The sequence below is a fragment of the Cupriavidus sp. GW822-FHT02D05 genome, assembly GCF_058802485.1.
The window spans coordinates 163,916-184,125 of sequence record NZ_JBXAOE010000013.1 but is presented as its reverse complement, the minus strand read 5'-3'; the positions used below and the strand labels follow the sequence as shown (position 1 = coordinate 184,125).

Here is a 20,210-nt window from a genome sequence, read left to right as displayed (position 1 = left end):
ATAGCGACACCAGCGATAGCAATTTCCGTTCCATCAGTACGGAAGTTGGGCATAAAATAGGTCGCATGAAACCGTCGCTACAGCTCCGCCTCTCGCAGCATCTCGCGCTTACGCCGCAACTCCAGCAGTCGATCCGGCTGCTGCAACTGTCCACGCTTGAACTGCAGCAGGAAGTGGAACAGGCGCTGACCGAGAACCCCTTGCTCGAGCGTGAGAACGACTGGCTGGACAGCCCGTTGCGCGTGTCTTCGGACGGCTCGGTGAACCTGCAGAGCGCGCCCGCGCCAGCGCCCGCCGATGGCCAGGGCACCAGCGAGAACCGCCCCGATGGCGCGCCCGAAGCCGACGACAGCTACTCTGACAGCAATGAGGATTACGGCAGCGACTGGAGCCTGGACGACTTCGCCCGCCGCCCGCAAGGCGAAGACGACGAAAAAACCCCGATGCAGCTGCGCGACGCCGAGCCCACGCTGCGTGAACACCTCATGGAACAGCTGGCGCCGCTCAAGATTTCCCTGCGCGACAAAGGGCTGGCTATCTTCCTGGTCGAGTCCCTGGACGATGACGGCTACCTGAGCACCACGCTCGAGGAAATCTGCAGCGAGCTGCCGGAGGAGCTCGAGTTCGAGGTCGACGAGATCCAGGCTGTGCTCACGCTGCTGCAGAGCTTCGATCCGCCGGGCGTCGGGGCACGCAACGCCGCCGAGTGCCTGGCGCTGCAATTGCGCAGGCTCAAGCATCCGCAGCGCGAACTGGCGCTGAGCATCGTCACCAACCACCTCGAGCTGCTGGCGGTGCGCGATTACACGCGCCTTAAAAAGGCGCTGCAAGTGGACGAACCGGAACTCAAGGCCGCACATGAACTGATCCGCTCGCTCGCGCCCTATCCCGGCCATGCCTACAGCCGGCCAGAAGCGGACTTCGTGGTGCCTGATGTTTTTGTTCGAAAATTGAGCGGCGGATGGATCGCCCACCTCAACCCGGATGTGATGCCGCGGCTACGCATCAACGACATGTACGCGCAGATTTTGCGCGGTGCAAAAGGCGATGCAGGCGCGGCCGGACTGCAGCAAAAGCTGCAGGAAGCACGCTGGTTGATCAAGAATATCCAGCAAAGGTTCGACACGATATTGCGCGTCGCACAAGCCATTGTCGAACGTCAAAAGAACTTCTTCACCCACGGTGAAATTGCGATGCGCCCCTTGGTTTTGCGGGAGATTGCCGATACACTGGGTTTACACGAGTCCACCATCTCTCGGGTGACTACCAATAAATACATGGCAACGCCGATGGGGACTTTCGAGCTGAAGTATTTTTTTGGCTCTCACGTATCCACAGAAACCGGCGGCGCGGCCTCATCAACGGCAATCCGTGCGTTGATCAAGCAATTGATAGGAGCCGAAGACGCTAGGAACCCCTTGTCCGATAGCCGGATTGCCGAATTGCTCGGCGAGCAAGGCTTTGTGGTAGCACGGCGTACCGTTGCCAAATACCGCGAAGCGCTCAAGATTCCCGCGGTCAATCTCCGTAAGACTTTGTAGCCGAGCTGCATCGCCTGCCTGATGCAGCTCTTTCAGAAGGAGAAACGCTATGAACTTCAAGATCAGTGGACACCACTTGGACATCACGCCCCCTCTGCGTGAGTACGTGGAAACGAAACTGGAGCGTATCGTCAGGCATTTCGATCAAGTCATTGGCGTAAGTGTGCTGCTCTCTGTCGACAATACAAAAGAAAAGGACCGGCGGCAGTACGCGGAAATCAATCTACATCTCAAGGGCAAGGACATCTTTGTCGAAGCGCATCATGAAGACCTGTATGCCGCTATCGACGCACTGGTCGACAAGCTCGACCGGCAGGTGATTCGCCACAAGGATCGCGTGCAGAGCCACGACCGTGAAGCGGTCAAGTATCAGATGGCCGCATCGCAGATGCAGCAATGACCGTGCCTGGCGGCCCACATACCGGGCCGTCGGTGTCAGTCCCTTGAAAAATGGAATCAAGCCGCGCCCAGAGCGCGGCTTTTTCGTTGCAGCCTACCCGATCGGGCCACACAGGGGATTCCGCAACGCATATGTACCAGTGTATGCTGTGCAATACATGGTTGACCGGCCTAGCCATTCCGGTGCATGCAGCACCGCTTGAGCGCATCGGCTATTGCAATGCACAAAGCGGAAGCGGGCCTGCTCTATAATGGCCAGACGCCCGACACCGGCATGGGGGGACACCCGGTGGAAACCTCGGGCCTTGGTTTTTTACCTCTTTCCGCCCGGTGGGACGCCTCCTGGCCCCGGGCCTGCTTACTAGAAAACCCTGCGCATTCCACATGAATCGTTTGGCTAAATTGCTGCCACCCGGCAACATCAACCTCGACGTCAGCGTCACCAGCAAGAAGCGCGTGTTCGAACAGGCCGGGCTCCTCTTCGAGAACAACCATGGCGTAGCGCGCGCGACCGTGACCGACAACCTGTTCGCCCGCGAGTCGCTCGGGTCCACCGGCCTGGGCGCGGGGGTTGCGATCCCCCACGGCCGCATCAAGGGACTGAAGCAGCCACTGGCCGCCTTCATGCGCCTGGCCGAGCCGATCCCCTTCGAGTCGCCCGACGGCAAGCCGGTCGCGCTGCTGATCTTCCTGCTGGTGCCCGAACAGGCCACCCAGCAGCATCTGGAAATTCTCTCCGAGATCGCCCAGTTGCTGTCCGACCGCGAGATGCGCGAAGGACTGGCTACCCTGCCCACCCCCGACGACGTGCACCAGTTGCTGACGCAATGGCACCCTTGATCCGGCACTGAAAGCCCGTCCCTGAAAGCACCCGAATGGAACTCACTGGCGTCACCTCGCAGTCGATCTTCGACGACAACGCAGCCGATATCAAACTCTCCTGGGTAGCAGGACTGGAGGGTGCGGACCGGGCCTTCGATGTCGAGTTCGCGCGTGAAGCCACGTCCGCGGCCGATCTCGTCGGCCACTTGAACCTGATCCACCCGAACCGGATCCAGGTGCTGGGCAAGCCCGAAATCACGTATTACCAGCGCCTCGATGACGAGATGCGCAAGCGCCAGATGGGCGAGCTGATCCTGCTGGAGCCGCCGTTCCTGGTGATCGCCGACGGCATGGAGCCGCCGCCCGACCTGGAACTGCGCTGCACGCGCTCGTCCACACCGCTGTTCACCACGCCGGTGTCTTCGGCCGCGGTGATCGACCACCTGCGCCTCTATCTGTCGCGCATTTCCGCGCCGCGCGTGACCATGCACGGCGTATTCCTCGACATCCTCGGCATGGGTGTGCTGGTGATGGGCGAATCCGGCCTGGGCAAGAGCGAGCTCGGCCTGGAACTGATCTCGCGCGGACATGGGCTGGTCGCGGACGATGCCGTCGATTTCGTGCGCCTCGGGCCGGACTTCATCGAGGGCCGCTGCCCGCCGCTGCTGCAGAACCTGCTGGAAGTGCGCGGCCTGGGCCTGCTCGACATCAAGACCATCTTTGGCGAGACTGCGGTACGCCGCAAGATGAAGCTTAAGCTGGTGGTGCAACTGGTTCGCCGCAACGATGGCGAATTCGAGCGCCTGCCGCTGGACTCCCAGTATCTCGACGTGCTCGGCCTGCCCATCCACATGGTCAAGATCCAGGTGGCGGCCGGCCGAAATCTCGCCGTGCTGGTCGAGGCCGCCGTGCGCAACACCATCCTGCGCCTGCGCGGCATCGACACGCTGCGCGACTTCATGGACCGCCAGCGCGCCGCGATGCAGGCCGATGTCGCATCGCGGGGTCAGGGCCGGCTACTCTAGGTTTGGCGGGCCCACGCCATGCGACCACGACGGGGCCGTTTTCAATTGCTTACATCCGGCCGCGCTTCGATGGTCAACGCGATTGGGGCATAGGCCGTTTTGTGCAGTAATGGGCATTGGGCCCAGCCCCGAGTTGCCGAGCCGACAGGCCAGCAGCCATGAAGTTTTCCACAGCCAGGAGAGCAAGCATGAAAAAATTGATCGCGATGTGCGTGCTGGTAGCCCCGCTTTTTGCCACCGGCGCCTTCGCCCAGAATGCACCGGCCGCTGCACCCGCGGCACCGGCGGCACCGGCGGCACCGGCGGCACCTAACTCCCAGCAGGACAAGATGAAGGCTTGCAACACGCAGGCCACCGGCAAGAAGGGCGATGAGCGCAAGGCCTTCATGAGCAATTGCCTGTCCAATAAGCCCGCGGCCGCACCCGCCAAGAACAGCCAGCAGGAAAAGATGAAGACCTGCAACGCCCAGGCCACCGGCAAGAAGGGCGACGAGCGCAAGGCCTTCATGAGCGACTGCTTGTCCAAGTAAGCTACCGGCATCACTTGCGGCGCGGACGTGTAAAAATGGCGAACCTCTTCGGTTCGCCATTTTTTCTGGCACGGCGCCGTCATGACGGCGTCATCACCTGATGTTATGCTTGTCGTGCTATGCGCATCATACTTATCACCGGGATCTCCGGCTCCGGCAAATCCGTTGCCTTGAACGTACTGGAAGACGCGGGCTACTACTGCGTCGACAACCTGCCGGCGCAGTTTATCCCGGAGTTGGCCCAGTACCTGGCGGCGCAGGGCTACACCCATCTGGGCGTCGCCACCGATATCCGTAGCCGTGAATCGCTGGACGAGCTGCCCGGCACGCTGCGCGACCTCGCCTCCGAACACCAGGTCCGGGTGGTCTTCCTGACCGCCAATACCGATGCGCTGGTGCAGCGTTATTCCGAGACGAGACGGCGCCATCCGCTGTCGATGCGCGCAGCCATGGCTGGCCTCTCGGCCAATCCCAGGAACGAGAATCTCGCCGATAGTGCCGCCGAGACCGCACTCAACGACACCTCGCTGATCGAGGCCATCGAGATGGAGCGCGAGCTCCTGAGCCCGCTGGCGGAGGCTGCGCACCGCATCGACACCAGCAATGTGCGCACCAATACATTGCGCGCGTGGATCAAGGAATTCGTGCGCGGCGATGACCTCAAGCTCACATTGCTGTTCGAGTCGTTCGGCTTCAAGCACGGCGTGCCCAGCGACGCCGACCTGGTGTTCGACGTGCGCTCGCTGCCCAACCCCTACTACGACCTGGCACTGCGCCCACTGACCGGCCGCGACGAGCCCGTGATCGACTTTCTGCAGAGCCAGCCGATGGTGCTGGCCATGGCCGAGGACATACGCGCCTATGTGGAAAAGTGGCTGCCAAGTTTCATCGCTGACAATCGCAGTTACCTGACCGTCGCAATCGGTTGCACTGGGGGGCAGCATCGCTCCGTGTACATCGCGGAAAGACTTGCCAACTATTTTCGCGCCCATGGTAATGTGCTGGTGAGACACCGCGAGCTCGCGCCGGGCGGCTAAACGCCGCACCGCCAGGTTTCGCGGTCAGGCTCGGCAATCCTCGCCCGAAACCTTTGCTGGCTCAGCATGTCCTCACCCGCCACGCCCGGCTCATCCGCATCGTTCGCCGCCCCGCACAGCACCTCGGCGGGGCCTACGTTGGATAGCCTGCCGCTGTTTCCGCTGCATACCGTACTCTTTCCCGATGGGCTGCTGCCACTGCGCGTGTTCGAAGCGCGCTATGTGGACATGGTGCGCGCCTGCATGCGCGATCGCACGCCCTTCGGTGTCTGCCTGATCGCCAGCGGCAATGAGGTCGCCCGCCCGGACGAGCCCACCATGCCCGAGACGATCGGCTGCCTGGCCGACATCATCGACTGCAATATGGAACAACTGGGTGTGCTGCTGATCAGCGCGCGCGGCCGCCAGCGCTTCCGGCTGCTGGGCCACAGCGTGAGCCCGGACGGCTTGCTGGTCGGCCAGGCGGAATTGCTGCCGCCCGACATCATCGACTGCAAGCTCGAACTGCTGGGCGAATGCCTGGCCGTGCTGCGGCGTATCGTTGCCTCGCTCCATGCCGAGCATCCGGGCGAGCTGCCTTTCTGCGAGCCGTTCCTGTGGGATGACCCCAGCTGGGTGGCCAATCGGCTGTGCGAGTTCTTGCCGGTGCCGCTCAAGGCCAAGCAGATGCTGATGGCGCTGCCGGACGCGGGCATGCGGATCGAGATCGTGCATAAATACATGCACCAGCACCACATCCTCTAAGCAACGTTAAAACAATCCCCCTTGGGCTTGCGCCTCCAGCAGCTTGCGCACCGGCGCGGGCGTGCCTACCGCATCCAGATCGTCCAGTGACAGCCAGCGTAGTGCGGGGCCGTTGGCGGCATCGCGCGCGGTGAGGCCGGTGACGTCGACGCGAATGGCGCGGATCAGCAGGCGGAAGTGAGTGAAGACGTGGGTGAGCTCGCCGACCATATTGGCCGTGCTGGGATTGCCGAATTCGCGGGCGCGTTCCAGCGCAGCGTCTTCGGCCAGTTCCGCATCGAAGGGCACGGTATCGACCGGCATTTCGGGCAGGCTCCACAGCCCGCCCCAGATGCCGCTGTCCGGGCGCAGTGCGAGCAGGACCTCGCGGCCGCGGCGGACCAGCAGCATCACGGTGCTGCGCTCGGGAATGGCGGCGCGCGGCTTCGGCGTGGGCAGCACGCCGGTCAGCCCGTCGCGGCGCGCCACGCAGTCGCCGGCCAGCGGGCACGACGCGGCGGCGGCGAGGCAGGCTGGCTTGCCGCGCGAACAGACAGTGGCGCCAAGGTCCATCACGCCCTGGGTGTAGGACACCATGTCCTCGGCTTGCGCCGGCCCCTTGGCGGGCAGGACCGCATCGGCAAGCTGCCACATGCGATTCTCCACCGCCTTGACGCCGGGATGGCCATGGATGCCAAAGAACCTGGCAAAGACGCGCTTGACGTTGCCATCCAGGATCGGCGAGCGCACGCCGGCGCTGAACGCGGCCACGGCTGCCGCGGTGGAGCGGCCGATGCCGGGCAGCGTCACCAGCACCTCGGGGTCGGTCGGGAACACACCGCCATGCTCGCTCATCACGGCCTTGGCGCAGCGGTGCAGGTTGCGCGCGCGCGAGTAGTAGCCAAGCCCGGCCCACAGCGCCATCACCTCATCCGCGCTGGCCTCGGCCAATGCGGCCACGGTTGGCAGCCGGCCGACGAAACGCTGGAAATACTCGATCACCGCACTGACCTGGGTCTGCTGCAGCATGATCTCGGACAGCCAGATACGGTAAGGGTCGCGGGTGTTCTGCCACGGCAGGTCATGGCGCCCGTGCAAGCGCTGCCAGCCCACCACGCGCGCGGCGAAATCGGCAGGAACCACGGCGGGGGAAAGATCGGATGAAACGGCAGGAGAAGCAGCGGGCTTGCGGGGCATCGGGTACGTGACGGGTAAGGCAACACAGCAACAGCGCCGGAAGCGGCGGCGCGTCATGATACCGCCTCGCCGCCACCAGCCCTCGCCACCTGCATTCGCCGCCGGACTTGCGCCGGCCGCGCTTCAGGCCGCGAACGCCCTGGGCTGCCCCTCGTTGGCGTCCGGCTGCAGAATCTGCCTGGAGAAGGATTCGATGCGCCCGCTGCGATCATCCAGGCCGTTGAGCACTTCCTCGAGCTGCGCGATGCGGCTCTCGAGCGTGTCGGTGGCCTCGTGGATGCGCTCGATCGAATCGACCCGGCGGCGCAACTGTTTCTGGTGCTCGCGCACCTGCGCCTCCAGCGGCGTCATCACCGACTTGAGCCAGATCTCGATATCGCGGTTCAGATCGCGGAAGGTTTCCAGCACGCGGGTGGCGATGGTGGAAAACGCGCTCTGCACCAGCTGCGGGCGCGAGCGCGTGAGCATGTTCATGGCGCCGAAGTGCGTGTGGGCCAACGCCAGCGTCTGCTGCAATTCGCTGACGTAGCGCGCGGTGACGAACTGGATCGGCGCAGGCAGCGTAAAACCATGTTCGGCATTGAAGCGGCGGTACATGCTGTCGGTGAGCTGGTGGAGCTGGGCGATCTTCTGGTCCGCCTCGCTGACCAGTTCGCCAAGCCGCGCGAACAAGGCGTCCATGTCCTCGCGCATGCCGCGCGAGAAGAAACGCTCCTTCATCTGCTCGCGGCGCTCGCGCATGGTGCGGCGCACGTCGCGCAGCTGCAGGCTCTTGATGATGTCCGCGCTATGGCGCCCGAACACCAGCCGCAGCGCCTGGAACTTGGCGATGCTCTGCTCGAACTCTTCTTTCTCCGACTGCACGCGCATCAGCATGTGCTTGACCATCGCGTGGTTCTTGCCGCGCAGCCCGCGCAGCTCGAACAACTGCTCGACGATGCTGCGGCGGCGGCTTTGCAGCAGTTGCTGCGCGCCGCGCGCCATCTCCTCCACCGAGCGCTGCACCTGGTCGGCGACGATCTCGCGCCGCTGCGGGATCAGCTGGTCAGACAGCACGTGCTCGAATTGCGGCAGGCCGCTGCGCGCCAGCAAGTCGTCGTCGTTGGTGACCTTGGCCACCAGGCCCTTCTGCGCCGACACCGGGTAGACGCGCGACTCGTCGATGCCCAGCACATGAGCGCTGGTGGTGACCTGGCGCGTGATCTCGGCCGCGGTCTCGGCCGGCGACTTGAGCGGGTCCCACAGGCCGTCGATCTTGTTGAGCACCGCCAGGCACCCCTTGCGGTGGCCTGCGCTCACATGGCTGCGCCAGAGGTCGAGGTCGCTCTTGGTCACGCCGGCGTCGGCCGCCAGCATGAACACCACGACATGCGCATCCGGGATCAGGCGCAGCGTCAGCTCGGGCTCGGTGCCGATCGCGTTGAGGCCCGGCGTGTCGAGGATGACCAGGCCCTGGCGCAACAGCGGATGCGGGAAGTTGATGACCGCGTGGCGCCAGCGGGAAATCTCGACCATGCCGTCGGCATCGAGCGCGTAGGCGGCGTCGGGATCGTTCTCGTTGTACAGGCCAAGCGACTCGGCCATCTCGCGCGTGACACGGTTGGTCTCGACCACGTGCCGGAACGCATCCAGCATGCCATCGGGCGACGAGGGGTCGAGCGGCACGGTGTGCCAGTGCGCATCGACGTCAAGGAAATCGGCGGTGGAGGCTTCCTGCAGGCGCGTCTCGATCGGCAGCAGCCGGATGCACGGCGCCTCGGCTTCGTCGTAGCGCAGCTCGGTCGGGCACATTGTGGTGCGCCCGGCGGAAGACGGCAGGATGCGACGGCCGTAGTCGGCAAAGAAAATCGCGTTGATCAGCTCGCTCTTGCCCCGCGAGAATTCCGCGATGAACGCCACCTTGAGCCGGTCGCTCTTGAGCACGCCCTGGATGCGCTGGACGCGTTCGTCGGCCTGGGCGTCGTAGAGATCGTGCTGCTGCAGCCAGGAGCGGAATTCGGCCAGGGAATGGAGTACCCCGGTTCTCCAGGCGCCGTATTGTTCGAATTGAAGGGCGAGGGTTGTCATTGGCACTGGGATCGGCTTGGCGAAAAGCCCCCGCGACGGCGCTGCAGGCCTGACATCTTGATGTCCGATGGCCGGCACTCGGGCGGTGACATGGTGTCTTTGTAACACTTTTTTACGTATCTTCAAGATACAGGTTTACGGCGGATTTTTGTGAAATTCGAGTCGCCCGCCGCCCTCCCTGTTGCGCCGGGCCATCGGGTTGGCGCCACATTCGCAAGAAGATGGGCAATCATCACTCTCGTACGGCCTGCGCAACGAGAGCCGCAGGCCCGGCGCCGCCGCACTCAACGTTGGCAGCTCGGGCAGTAGAACGTCGAGCGCTGCCCCTGGACGATCTGCCGGATGGTGGTGCCGCAGACCCGGCATGGATGGCCGGCGCGGTCGTACACGGCGCAATCCAGCTGGAAATAGCCACTGCTGCCATCGCTGCCGACAAAGTCGCGCAAAGTGCTGCCGCCGCGCTCGATCGCGCGGGCCAGCGTGTCGCGCACGGCCTCGGCCAGGCGTTCGCAACGCGCCAGAGACAAGCGCCCGGCCGGCGTGGTGGGGCGGATGCCTGCGGCAAACAGGCTTTCCGATGCATAGATATTGCCCACGCCCACCACGATGTCGCCCGCGAGAAGCACGGTCTTGATGGCCGCGCTGCGCCCGCGTCCCAGGCGATAGAGCCAGGCCCCGTCGAAGCGTGGGTCGAAAGGCTCGATGCCGAGCTTGCTCAGCAGCGGATGGGTCGGCAATTGCGACTCTTCGAGCAGGCTCCACAGCACCGCGCCAAAGCGCCTCGGATCGCGAAAGCGCAGCACCAGGCTGGTGGCTGCGCCGGGCTGTGCATCGCCCGCACCGTCGGGGTCGGCAAGGACCAGGTCAAGGTGATCGTGCGTGCCCGGCGGCGGCGCCTGCGGCAACACCCGCAACGTGCCGGTCATGCCAAGGTGGATCAGCAGCCATCCGGGAGCCTCGCCGTCCGGGCGCACGCACTCCAGCAGCAGGTATTTGCCACGCCGCTCGATGCGCGCGATCACCCGCCCGGCCAGTTGCGACTCCAGATCCGGCTCGACCGGCCAGCGCAGGCCGCGATGGCGCACCACCACTTCGGCAATGCGCCGCCCAACCACATGCGGCAGCAAGCCGCGCCGGGTCACTTCGACCTCCGGCAACTCAGGCATCGAACCTCTCCCTTTTGTGCCACTCAAACCGCCAGAGACCCCAGCCGTGCCGGTGCCATGCGGATAAGCAAAGCATTGTAGCGGCAGGCTACAATGCCTTTACCTTCCCCATCGCCTTTGAGTGCTGGAGCACCCACCCACATGTCGGACCGCCTGGACCGTACCCCGATGACCACCGCTCAACTTCTCTTCCCCCGGCGGCCGCTGCGTCACAGGCTCGCGGCCACGGCTGCCGCCGCGGTGGCAGTCTGCGCCCTGGCGCCGCTCGCCAGCCACGCCGCGCCCGCGGACGGCAAGCCCGCGATGAAGGTCGCCGCGGAGGCCACCACGCCAATCCGCTCGAACCCGCTGCCACCGAAGATGCCCCTGCCGGCGGTGCCACTGACCGCGGACATCCTCTACCGCGTGCTGGCCGCTGAAATCTCCGCCCAGCGCGGCGTGGTCGGCCCCGCGTACCAGACGTACCTGGAGCTGGCGCGCAATACGCACGACCCGCGCTTTGCCCAGCGCGCCACCGAGATCGCGTTCAATGCCCGCAGCGCCCAGCAAGCGCTTGACGCCGCGCGGCTGTGGACAGAGCTTGCGCCCACCTCCGCCGGCGCGCGGCAAGTGCTGTCGACCCTGCTGGTCCTGAGCGGCCGATGGGACGAAGCCGAACCCCTGCTGGCCCTGCAGCTCAATGGCGTGCCGCCGAGCCAGCGGCCGGAGGCCATCCTGCAGATGCAGCAGCAGCTTTCGCGCACCAGCGATCCCGCCGGCGCGGCCGCGCTGCTGCAGCGCCTGGTGGCCAACGACCTGAAGTCGGCCGAGACTCACCTTGCCCTCGCGCGCGCCAAGGAAACCGCCAACGATATTCCTGGCGCCCTGGCGGAGCTCGACGAGGCCCAGAAGATCCGTCCCGACTTCGAAGGCGCCGCGCTGATGGCTGCCGAGCTGCGCGCCGACAGCGCGCCGGACCAGGCCATTGCCGGGCTCAAGGCGTTCGTCGACAAGGCCCCGGCCTCGGTCAACGGGCACATCACGCTGGCCCGCCTCTACCTGCAGCAAAACGACCTGCAAGCCGCGCGCTCGGAGTTCGAGACGCTGCGCAAGATTGCGCCGAAGGATCCGCGCGTGCCGCTCGCCCTCGGCCTCACCAGCCTGCAGTCCAAGCGCTACGACGAAGCCGAGCTGTACCTGAAGGAATACCTGCAGCTCGCCGAGCAAGTGCCGGCGGCCAGCCCGGATATCGCCTACCAGTACCTGGCGCAGATCGCCGAGGAAAAGAAGGACTACCCGGCAGCCGTAGCCTGGCTCGACCGCATCGACGACGCCCGCCTCGCGCCGGCTGCAGCCGTCAAGCGCGCGCAGTTGCTAGGCCGCATGGGCAAGCTCGACGACGCCCAGGCGGTATTCAATGACATGCTGGCCGATGCCGAGGATATACCCGAGCCCGACCAGCGCGCGCAGCGCATGACCGCTATCCGCCAGGCCGAAGTTGGCATGCTGATCGACGCCAAGTCCTATGACCGCGCCCGCAAGGTGCTGGATGAACGCGCCGCGGCGGAGCCCGACAACTCGGACTGGGTCTATGAACTCGCCATGCTCGATGAGCGCGAGAAGCGCTACGACAGCATGGAAAAGCTGCTGCGCCGCGTGATCGCCATGCAGCCGGAAGCCAAGCAGGGCTACAACGCGCTGGGCTATTCGCTTGCGGACCGCAACGTGCGCCTGCCCGAGGCCCTCAAGCTGCTGGAAAAGGCCTCCGCGCTGGGTCCGGACGATCCCTACATCATGGATAGCCTGGCCTGGGTCAAGTTCCGCCTGGGCCAGTTGCAGCCGGCCGCCGAACTGCTGCGCAACGCTTACGCCAAGGCACCCGAGGCCGAAATCGGCGCCCACCTCGGCGAGGTGCTGTGGCAACTCGGCCAGCAGGACGAGGCACGCAAGACCTGGACCGAAGCCGCCAAGATCGAGCCGGATAACGTCATCCTGATCGACACCCTGCGCCGCTATAACGTCCCGCTCTCCGCGCTGTCCAAGTAGCATCCTGCCGTACGCAGCCGTCACGCGGCATTCCGATCACCCGCAATCATCCGCCGCCCGGCCCTCGCGCCGGGCCGGCAGCCCGGCGCCCAGCGGCGCCGGCGCGCACGCCAAACGCCATGCCCAGATCCCGACGCCTTGCCCTGCTCTGCCTGAGCGCCCCCTTATGGCTCGCCGCCTGCGCCAGCATCACGCCCACGCGGCAGTTCGATGCCGGCGAGACCGCCCAGGCTCGCGACCTCAGCGGCCGCTTCGCCGCCAACTACGTGCGCTATGGCCGCGATGAAGGCGTGCAGGGCAGCTTCCAATGGCATGAGCAAGGCCGCAATGTGCGGCTGGACCTGATCTCGCCGCTGGGCCAGACCCTGGCGGTGGTCACCTCCACGCCTTCGGGGGCCACGCTCGACCTGCCCAACCAGCCGCCGCGCAACGCGCCCGAAGTCGATACCTTGCTGGAGGAAGCGCTCGGATTTTCGCTGCCGGTGGCAGGCCTGCGAGACTGGCTGCACGCCCGCCCCGCACCCGGCAGCCCGGCGCGCACCACGCTTGACGACAGCGGACGGCTGGCTACCCTGGCGCAGAACGGCTGGACCGTGCGCTACGTGGCATGGCAGGAAGCCGCGCCCACAACGCCATCCACGCCGGCCACGGCGAGCCCGCGCCGCATCGACCTCGCGCGCGACGGCGCAGCCAACCCGCTCTCGGTACGCCTGGTCATCGATCCGGAGCAAGCACAATGAGCACGGCCCGCCCCCTGCCTCCGCCTGCGCTGCGCGACTGCGCGGCGCCCGCCAAGCTGAATCTCTTCCTGCATGTGACCGGACGCCGCGCGGATGGCTACCACACGCTGCAGACGGTTTTCCAACTGGTGGACTGGAGCGATACGCTCGACTTTTTCCGCCGCGATGATGGCCGCATCGAGCGCATCAGCGACGTGCCGGGCGTACCGGCGCAGAGCGACCTGATCGTGCGCGCCGCGCAGGCCTTGCAGCAAGCTGGCGGCACCCGCTTTGGCGCGGACATCGCCATTGCCAAGCGGTTGCCGATGGGCGGCGGCATCGGCGGCGGCTCATCGGACGCGGCGACCACGCTGCTGGCACTGAATCATCTTTGGGGGCTGGGCCTGGGACGCGACGAACTCAAGCGCATCGGCCTTTCGTTAGGTGCCGACGTGCCGTTCTTTGTGCATGGGGAAAATGCGTTCGCGCAAGGGATAGGCGAGGAACTGACGACGGTTGAATTGCCTGAAAGCTGGTTCGTGATCATCCATCCGCGGCAGCATGTTCCGACCGCTGCAATTTTTTCGGACAAGCGCTTGACAAGGGATACGGCGATCACCATAATAGCGGACTTCACTGGATGCACAAACAAGTTCGGTTTCGGTCGCAACGACCTGGAAGCGATAGCAACAGTGAAGTTCGGCGAAGTTGCCCGAGCCCTTGAATGGTTGAGACAGTACAGTCCACATGCAAGGATGACCGGTTCCGGAGCCTGCGTGTTTGCACGATTTAACGACGAGCAAACTGCGCAGCAGGTACTAGACCGGTTGCCTCCCGAATGGGATGGCAGGTGTGCGAAGAGTTTATCGCAACACCCACTCGCAACGCTCGCATAAAAAGTTTTTCGTTCGGCGTCGCATGCAGTTGAATGTGACGATGGACGTACCCGGTTGTGTAGGGGAGTCGCCAAGTTGGTCAAGGCACCGGATTTTGATTCCGGCATTCGAAGGTTCGAATCCTTCTTCCCCTGCCATTACATCCTACAGTGTCCTTACGGACCTGCACGAAAAGCTGCCGGCACTAGCCGGCAGCAATCGTTCCCCCTCCAGTAGCAAGACAGGTGCACCGAATGAGCAGCGAAGGCTTGATGGTTTTTACCGGCAACGCCAACCCCAAACTCGCGGAGGCTGTCGTTCAGCACCTCGGCATCCCGCTCGGGAAGGCCCAGGTCGGTCGGTTCTCCGACGGCGAAGTCCAAGTTGAAATCCAGGAAAATGTTCGCGGCAAGCACGTCATCGTGCTGCAGTCCACCTGCGCGCCGACCAACGACAACCTGATGGAACTGATGGTGATGGTCGATGCGCTCAAGCGCGCTTCGGCACGCAGCATCACTGCCGCCATGCCCTACTTCGGCTATGCCCGCCAGGACCGCCGCCCGCGTTCGGCGCGCGTCGCGATCTCGGCCAAGGTGGTCGCCAACATGCTGGAAGTTGCCGGCGTCGAGCGGGTCCTGACCATGGACCTCCACGCCGACCAGATCCAGGGCTTCTTCGATATCCCGGTTGATAACATCTACGCCTCCCCGGTTCTGCTGGGCGACCTGCGCGAGAAGAACTACGGCAATCTGCTGGTGGTCTCGCCCGACGTCGGCGGCGTGGTGCGCGCCCGTGCGCTGGCCAAGCAGTTGAATTGCGACCTGGCCATCATCGACAAGCGTCGCCCCAAGGCCAACGTGGCCGAGGTGATGAACATCATCGGTGAAGTCGACGGCCGCAACTGCGTGATCATGGATGACATGATCGACACCGGCGGCACCCTGTGCAAGGCGGCCCAGGTGCTCAAGGAACGCGGCGCGCTGAAGGTATTCGCTTACTGTACCCACCCGGTCCTGTCCGGTGGCGCGGCTGCCCGCATCGCCGACTCCGAACTGGATGAAGTGGTGGTGTGCGACACCATTCCGCTGCGCGACGATGCCATCCAGTCCGGCAAGATTCGCCAGCTCTCGACCGCATCGCTGCTGGCAGAGACCTTTACCCGGATCGTCAAGGGCGACTCGATCATGTCGCTGTTTGCCGATTCCTGATAGAATTCAAGGCTTTACCGCGTTTGCGGCTGTTTTTGGGGAGTAAGACCCCTACTACGGCACGTGACGAGGTTCATCGGGCTGTCTGGTCGCGGACAGCCCTCTTACATTTGGAGTCATCATGAAAGTAGTAGCCTTCGAGCGTAGCGTACAGGGAACGGGTGCGAGCCGCCGCCTGCGCAACGCCGGCAAGACCCCCGGCATCATCTATGGCGGCGCAGCCGAACCCAAGATGATCGAACTCGATCACAACGCACTGTTCCACGCGCTGAAGAAAGAAGCATTCCACTCGTCGATTCTCGACCTCGAAGTGGAAGGCAAGGCTGAAAAGGCCCTGCTGCGCGCTTTCCAGATGCACCCGTTCAAGCCGCTGGTCCTGCACGTTGACTTCCAACGCGTGTCGGCCACCGACAAGATCCACGTCAAGGTGCCGCTGCACTTCATGAACCAGGAAAACGCCCCGGGCGTGAAGCTGGGCCATGGCATCGTCAACCACATCCTGAACGAACTGGAAGTGTCGTGCCTGCCGGCCGACCTGCCTGAGTTCATCGAAGTGGACCTGGGCAATGCGGAACTGGGCCAGACCCTGCACCTGTCCGACGTGAAGCTGCCGAAGGGCGTGAGCGCCATCACCCACGGTGACGAAAACCCCGCTATCGCCAGCATCTCGCTGCCGGCCGGCGGCGTGTCGGAAGCTGCCGAAGGCGAAACGCCTGCTGCCTGAGTACCCTGAACGCGGCCTTTGGGCCGTGCAACAGGATGGCTCTCGCAGCCGCAAGAAAAAACCGCCGGCGCGTCCGGCGGTTTTTTTTCGTCCCGAGGTTCGCGTATGCTTGGCTTCTGGCAGCACACCCATGCGCGATGCGAAGCGAGCCGTCAAGGTGTGCCAAGGCCGTATGGCGCGCCTTTTTTGCCTACGTTTTTGGCAAGACAAAAAAGTAGGTCGCCGCCCCGCAGGGGTGGTGAAACTGCAGTTGATTTTGACTTTGCAGTTGTAGTTGCAGCCAAGCCGTTGCCAGCCGCCCCGCGCCTCGTGCGTCGAGCCCCATCAACCAAGAAGTACAACGCATGATCAAACTCATCGTCGGCCTCGGAAACCCCGGGGCGGAATACGAAGCCACGCGCCACAATGCCGGCTTCTGGCTGGTCGACCAGCTGGCCCGCATGGGCGGCGTCACCCTGCGCGTGGAAGGCCGCTTCCACGGGCTGGCAGCGCGTGCCCGGCTGTGGGACCAGGAGATCTGGCTGCTCAAGCCGTCCACCTTCATGAACCGTTCCGGGCTGTCCGTGGTATCGCTCGCGCGCTTCTACAAGATCCTGCCGGACGAGATCGCGGTGGCCCATGACGAGATGGACCTGCCCTCGGGCACCGTCAAGCTCAAGCGTGGCGGTGGCGCGGGCGGCCACAATGGCCTCAAGGACATTTCCGCACACCTGACCACCCAGGACTACTGGCGCCTGCGCATTGGTGTCGGCCATCCGCGCAATTCGGCCGGTGGCGGCGGCGAGCGCGAGGATGTGATCAATTTTGTGCTGAAGCCGCCGCGCCGCGAGGAGCAGCAGGCCATCGACGAAGCCATCGACCGCAGCATCGCACCGCTTGGGTTGCTGGCCAAAGGCGAGTCCGAACGCGCCATGCTGGAACTGCATACGAACCGCTGAAACCGCTGAACGCGCGCGCCCAAACAAAAAGCCCCATCACCGCGAAGGTCATGGGGCTTTTTTTGCTGCGAACTTCCGTGCCGCAAGCCGCAGCAGTAGCTCAGGCTGCCCGTTTGGCCGCCGTAAGGAGACGGTAGCGATCCATCAGGATCTCGCGCGTCTCAATGCGGTTGGGATCGTGCGGGATGCAAGCCACAGGGCAAACCTGCTGGCATTGCGGCTCGTCGAAGTGCCCAACGCATTCGGTACATTTGTTGGGGTCGATCTCATAGATCTCGGGCCCCATCGAAATGGCTTCGTTTGGGCACTCCGGCTCACAAACGTCGCAATTGATGCAGTCGTCGGTGATCAATAGTGCCATGGTGTTTCCTTTGAACCCAGCATGTCCCGCGCCCGACTGGCCGCGGCCGACATGTTGCAAGACTCTATCTTATTCCGTTTTGCTGCTGATCTTTTCCGCAAGCCAGCGTTCGACCGAGGGGAACACAAACTTGCTGACATCGCCGCCAAGCACCGCGATCTCGCGCACGAAGGTGCCGGAGATGAACTGGTACTGGTCGGACGGCGTCAGGAACATGGTTTCCACGTCCGGCAGCAGGTAACGGTTCATGCCCGCCATCTGGAACTCGTACTCGAAGTCGGATACCGCGCGCAAACCCCGCACGATCACGCGCGCATTGTTCTTGCGGACAAAATCCTTGAGCAGGCCGGAGAAACCTTCGACGCGCACATTGGGATAGTGGCCCAGGACTTCACGGGCAATGCCTATGCGCTCTTCCAGCGAAAAGAACGGGCGCTTGTTGGGGCTATGCGCCACCCCGACCACGAGCTCATCGAAGATATTGGATGCTCTGCGCACCAGATCCTCGTGGCCCCGGGTCATTGGGTCGAAAGTGCCGGGATAGACCGCGACGACCATGCTTCCTCCTTGTTCTGCCCGCCGCCGGTCCTGGATGGACCGATCGACCCCGCCCACTATGGTGAGGGCTGGAGCCAAGGCTGCGTGACGAGCGTTGGCGACAGCGGCGTAGTGTAACTCTAAACGCGGCACTTGCAAGCCGCCACATCGCGGTTTTGCCGCGCCGCCGCATCTTGCGTTCAGGTGACCGGTCACAATGCTCGCGGCCACTGGCCCTTCAAAGGTTCCTGTGCTGCAGCAAATGGAAGTGCACCGCGCCAGCCCGCGCATGCCGCACGATCTCCAGCGCAGCCGGCACGGGCGCGTCGGGGCCGATCAGGGCGCGATCCGTTTCCACATACACGGCGCCGCCTGGACGTGATAGCCGCGCCGCATGCTCCAGCGCGGGGCCAAGCCAGTCTTCGGCAAAGGGCGGATCGAGGAACACCACGTCGAAGCTGGCCGACGGCATCTGTGCCGCGGTCGCGAATGCATCGCCTTGCACCACCCGGATCTGCTGGGCGTCGAGCCGGTACTGGTTGTCGCGCAGCTGCTTGGCCACGCGCGGATTGGCTTCGACCATGGTGACCTGCTGGGCACCCCGGGAGGCAGCCTCGAAACCCAGTGCGCCGGAGCCGGCAAACAGGTCGAGGCAAGCCAGCCCTGACATGTCCTGTCCAAGCCAGTTGAACAGGGTCTCACGCACGCGGTCAGGGGTGGGACGCAGGCCTTCGGCATCGAGCACGGGCAGCGGCGTGCGCTTCCACTTGCCGCCAATGATGCGGACCTGGGCAGGAGACTGCCGCGGCGAGGGGGATGGGGATCGCCCGCTGGCTGCGGGCGAGGGAGATCGGGTACGCGAATTCATGCCGTGATTGTAGAGCCTGCGGCGCGGAAAAGCGCGGGCGCCGGAAACGCCTCCCGGCGCCCGCGCCTGTCACTGCGTTATTCCGGTCCACCCACGATGACAGTCGCCATGGCGTCCGGGAACACGTGGCGCTGGAAGGCTTCGCGGACCTGGGTACGGGTGACCTTGCCGATCTGGGCGGTCCAGGTGTCAAGGTAGTCCAGCGGCAGCCCATACCAGCCGATATTGGCCACATTGGTCAGCAGCTTGCGATTGCTGTCGATGCGCAGCGGGAAGCCGTTGACCAGATTGTCCTTGGCGGCCTTCAGTTCGGTGTCGGTGGGGCCTTGCGCCACGTACTGCGCCAGCACCTTGCGCACCAGCGCCAGCGCTTCGTTGGTCTGTGCCTTCTTGGTCTGCAAGCCGATGCCGAAGGGCCCTGCCTGCTTGGCCGGCGCGAAGTAGCTGTCGACGCCGTAGGTGAGGCCGCGCTTTTCCCGCACCTCGTCGGTCAGGCGCGAGCTGAAGCCGCCGCCGCCGAGCACGTAGTTGCCCACCAGCAGGGCAAAGTAGTCGGGATCACCACGCGCAATGGCGGGCTGACTGATGGCTACCGTGGCCTGCTGCGCCGGATGCGGCACGCGCTGCTCGCTGGCCGGGATCTTGAGCTGCACGGGGGGCATCGTGGGCGGCGTGGCGCCAGCCGGCAGGCCGCGCGTCAGCTGCTCGGCAATGGTCTCAGCCTGCTTGCGGTCGATGGCGCCGATCAGCGTCAAGACGGCGCGCGACGCCGCGAAATTATCCCGCCAGAAGCGCTCGATATCGGCTCGCGTGATCGATTCGACACTGGCCTCGGTCGGCGACACACCATACGGGTGCGACGGATAGATCGCACGCGACACCATCTTGTCGGCGATCACGCCGGGCTTGGTATCGGCCTCGCGGATGGCGGTGATCAGGCGTTGCTTCTCGCGCGCCACCACGGCATCCGGGTAGGACGGCGCCTTGATCAACTGCCCGGCCAGCGCGAGCGACTGGCTGAGCTCCGGCTCGGAGGTCAGCGTGCGCAGGCCGATGCCGCCGCGATCGCTGCTGGCGGCGCCGCCGAAGTCAGCGCCGGTGTCGGCGAAGGCATCAGCCACCTGCGCTTCATTGCGGGCCGGCTGGCCATCCTGCGCGGCCGCGCCCTTGTCGAGCAGGGCCGAGGCGAGCGTGGCAAGGCCGGCCTTGCCGGCCGGGTCGTAGCGGCTGCCGGCGTCGAAATCCATATTGACGTCGAGCATGGGAATGGACGGGCTGCGCACGAAATACACGCGGGCGCCGGTGGAAGTGGTCCACTGCTCGATCGGGATCGCAGCCAGCGCGGCCTGCGAGGCGATCAGGGCAAGCGCACCGCAAGCCGCGCCTGCCAGGCGGCGCAACAGGCGTGGCGACGGGATCGTCGGGGCAAAGAGAGGCATCTTGGGTCC

20 protein-coding genes and 1 tRNA gene are annotated in these 20,210 nt (G+C 64.7%); 14 read left to right on the top strand and 7 right to left on the bottom strand.

The annotated features are described in order from the left end of the window. Nucleotides 1-65: 65 nt before the first annotated feature. The 7 genes from AC1RQK_RS19095 to AC1RQK_RS19065 all read left to right on the top strand — a co-directional run bounded on the left by AC1RQK_RS19095 (nucleotide 66) and on the right by AC1RQK_RS19065 (nucleotide 6,098). Nucleotides 66-1,541: an RNA polymerase factor sigma-54 gene (locus AC1RQK_RS19095; RefSeq protein ID WP_043343436.1), complete on the top strand. Its 1,476-nt coding sequence runs from the start codon at nucleotides 66-68 to the stop codon at nucleotides 1,539-1,541. A 49-nt stretch (nucleotides 1,542-1,590) separates the two neighbouring features. Continuing rightward, the gene (gene hpf, locus AC1RQK_RS19090; RefSeq protein WP_006159435.1) at nucleotides 1,591-1,941 is read left to right on the top strand and encodes a ribosome hibernation-promoting factor, HPF/YfiA family; all 351 of its coding nucleotides are present in this window, start codon (nucleotides 1,591-1,593) and stop codon (nucleotides 1,939-1,941) included. A gap of 383 nt (nucleotides 1,942-2,324) precedes the next feature. After that, entirely contained in the window at nucleotides 2,325-2,780 is a 456-nt protein-coding gene (gene ptsN / locus AC1RQK_RS19085; RefSeq protein ID WP_006159436.1) for a PTS IIA-like nitrogen regulatory protein PtsN, read from the top strand. A gap of 35 nt (nucleotides 2,781-2,815) precedes the next feature. Continuing rightward, entirely contained in the window at nucleotides 2,816-3,787 is a 972-nt protein-coding gene (hprK, locus tag AC1RQK_RS19080) for an HPr(Ser) kinase/phosphatase (protein WP_006159437.1), read from the top strand. A gap of 188 nt (nucleotides 3,788-3,975) precedes the next feature. Next, nucleotides 3,976-4,317 carry a PsiF family protein gene (locus tag AC1RQK_RS19075; protein WP_492810495.1) on the top strand — a complete coding sequence of 114 codons (342 nt, stop codon included), beginning with the start codon at nucleotides 3,976-3,978 and terminating at the stop codon, nucleotides 4,315-4,317. A gap of 119 nt (nucleotides 4,318-4,436) precedes the next feature. Next, nucleotides 4,437-5,354 (top strand): RNase adapter RapZ, encoded by a 918-nt coding sequence (rapZ, locus tag AC1RQK_RS19070; protein WP_492375323.1) that lies wholly within the window; start codon nucleotides 4,437-4,439, stop codon nucleotides 5,352-5,354. 66 nt (nucleotides 5,355-5,420) lie between these two features. Continuing rightward, the gene (locus AC1RQK_RS19065; RefSeq protein ID WP_492375322.1) at nucleotides 5,421-6,098 is read left to right on the top strand and encodes an LON peptidase substrate-binding domain-containing protein; all 678 of its coding nucleotides are present in this window, start codon (nucleotides 5,421-5,423) and stop codon (nucleotides 6,096-6,098) included. 6 nt (nucleotides 6,099-6,104) lie between these two features. On the opposite strand, the gene mutY is transcribed toward AC1RQK_RS19065, so the two are convergent. The 3 genes from mutY to mutM all read right to left on the bottom strand — a co-directional run bounded on the left by mutY (nucleotide 6,105) and on the right by mutM (nucleotide 10,507). Beyond that, the gene (mutY, locus tag AC1RQK_RS19060; protein WP_492810492.1) at nucleotides 6,105-7,274 is read right to left on the bottom strand and encodes an A/G-specific adenine glycosylase; all 1,170 of its coding nucleotides are present in this window, start codon (nucleotides 7,272-7,274) and stop codon (nucleotides 6,105-6,107) included. A gap of 123 nt (nucleotides 7,275-7,397) precedes the next feature. Next, complete coding sequence (locus tag AC1RQK_RS19055) at nucleotides 7,398-9,341, bottom strand: dynamin family protein (RefSeq protein WP_492375320.1); 1,944 nt, start codon at nucleotides 9,339-9,341, stop codon at nucleotides 7,398-7,400. A gap of 284 nt (nucleotides 9,342-9,625) precedes the next feature. After that, nucleotides 9,626-10,507 carry a bifunctional DNA-formamidopyrimidine glycosylase/DNA-(apurinic or apyrimidinic site) lyase gene (mutM, locus tag AC1RQK_RS19050; RefSeq protein ID WP_459372766.1) on the bottom strand — a complete coding sequence of 294 codons (882 nt, stop codon included), beginning with the start codon at nucleotides 10,505-10,507 and terminating at the stop codon, nucleotides 9,626-9,628. Nucleotides 10,508-10,648: 141 nt separating this feature from the next. On the opposite strand from mutM, the gene AC1RQK_RS19045 reads away from it, so the two are divergent. The 7 genes from AC1RQK_RS19045 to pth all read left to right on the top strand — a co-directional run bounded on the left by AC1RQK_RS19045 (nucleotide 10,649) and on the right by pth (nucleotide 16,996). Next, entirely contained in the window at nucleotides 10,649-12,532 is a 1,884-nt protein-coding gene (locus AC1RQK_RS19045) for a tetratricopeptide repeat protein (RefSeq protein WP_492810489.1), read from the top strand. A 119-nt stretch (nucleotides 12,533-12,651) separates the two neighbouring features. Next, nucleotides 12,652-13,272, top strand: a complete 621-nt coding sequence (gene lolB / locus AC1RQK_RS19040) for a lipoprotein insertase outer membrane protein LolB (RefSeq protein WP_492810487.1) — start codon at nucleotides 12,652-12,654, stop codon at nucleotides 13,270-13,272. Then, nucleotides 13,269-14,147, top strand: coding sequence for a 4-(cytidine 5'-diphospho)-2-C-methyl-D-erythritol kinase (gene ispE / locus AC1RQK_RS19035; protein WP_492810485.1), 879 nt, complete (start codon nucleotides 13,269-13,271; stop codon nucleotides 14,145-14,147). Before lolB ends, ispE begins: the two co-directional genes overlap by 4 nt. Nucleotides 14,148-14,207: 60 nt before the next feature. Next, nucleotides 14,208-14,284 (top strand) — tRNA-Gln (locus tag AC1RQK_RS19030). A 96-nt stretch (nucleotides 14,285-14,380) separates the two neighbouring features. Then, nucleotides 14,381-15,334 (top strand): ribose-phosphate pyrophosphokinase, encoded by a 954-nt coding sequence (locus AC1RQK_RS19025; protein WP_017229695.1) that lies wholly within the window; start codon nucleotides 14,381-14,383, stop codon nucleotides 15,332-15,334. 121 nt (nucleotides 15,335-15,455) lie between these two features. Beyond that, the gene (locus tag AC1RQK_RS19020) at nucleotides 15,456-16,058 is read left to right on the top strand and encodes a 50S ribosomal protein L25/general stress protein Ctc (RefSeq protein WP_150991842.1); all 603 of its coding nucleotides are present in this window, start codon (nucleotides 15,456-15,458) and stop codon (nucleotides 16,056-16,058) included. A 344-nt stretch (nucleotides 16,059-16,402) separates the two neighbouring features. Next, on the top strand, nucleotides 16,403-16,996 hold the full coding sequence (pth, locus tag AC1RQK_RS19015; RefSeq protein WP_043343405.1) for an aminoacyl-tRNA hydrolase: 594 nt from the start codon (nucleotides 16,403-16,405) through the stop codon (nucleotides 16,994-16,996). A 100-nt stretch (nucleotides 16,997-17,096) separates the two neighbouring features. Here pth and AC1RQK_RS19010 read toward each other — a convergent pair whose 3' ends face one another. The 4 genes from AC1RQK_RS19010 to AC1RQK_RS18995 all read right to left on the bottom strand — a co-directional run bounded on the left by AC1RQK_RS19010 (nucleotide 17,097) and on the right by AC1RQK_RS18995 (nucleotide 20,201). Continuing rightward, nucleotides 17,097-17,357: a YfhL family 4Fe-4S dicluster ferredoxin gene (locus AC1RQK_RS19010; protein WP_150991846.1), complete on the bottom strand. Its 261-nt coding sequence runs from the start codon at nucleotides 17,355-17,357 to the stop codon at nucleotides 17,097-17,099. A 69-nt stretch (nucleotides 17,358-17,426) separates the two neighbouring features. Continuing rightward, nucleotides 17,427-17,915 (bottom strand): pantetheine-phosphate adenylyltransferase, encoded by a 489-nt coding sequence (coaD, locus tag AC1RQK_RS19005; protein ID WP_043343402.1) that lies wholly within the window; start codon nucleotides 17,913-17,915, stop codon nucleotides 17,427-17,429. 217 nt (nucleotides 17,916-18,132) lie between these two features. Then, nucleotides 18,133-18,762 (bottom strand): 16S rRNA (guanine(966)-N(2))-methyltransferase RsmD, encoded by a 630-nt coding sequence (rsmD, locus tag AC1RQK_RS19000; protein ID WP_183032820.1) that lies wholly within the window; start codon nucleotides 18,760-18,762, stop codon nucleotides 18,133-18,135. A gap of 77 nt (nucleotides 18,763-18,839) precedes the next feature. Continuing rightward, the gene (locus tag AC1RQK_RS18995) at nucleotides 18,840-20,201 is read right to left on the bottom strand and encodes a M16 family metallopeptidase (RefSeq protein ID WP_492810481.1); all 1,362 of its coding nucleotides are present in this window, start codon (nucleotides 20,199-20,201) and stop codon (nucleotides 18,840-18,842) included. Nucleotides 20,202-20,210: the final 9 nt, after the last annotated feature.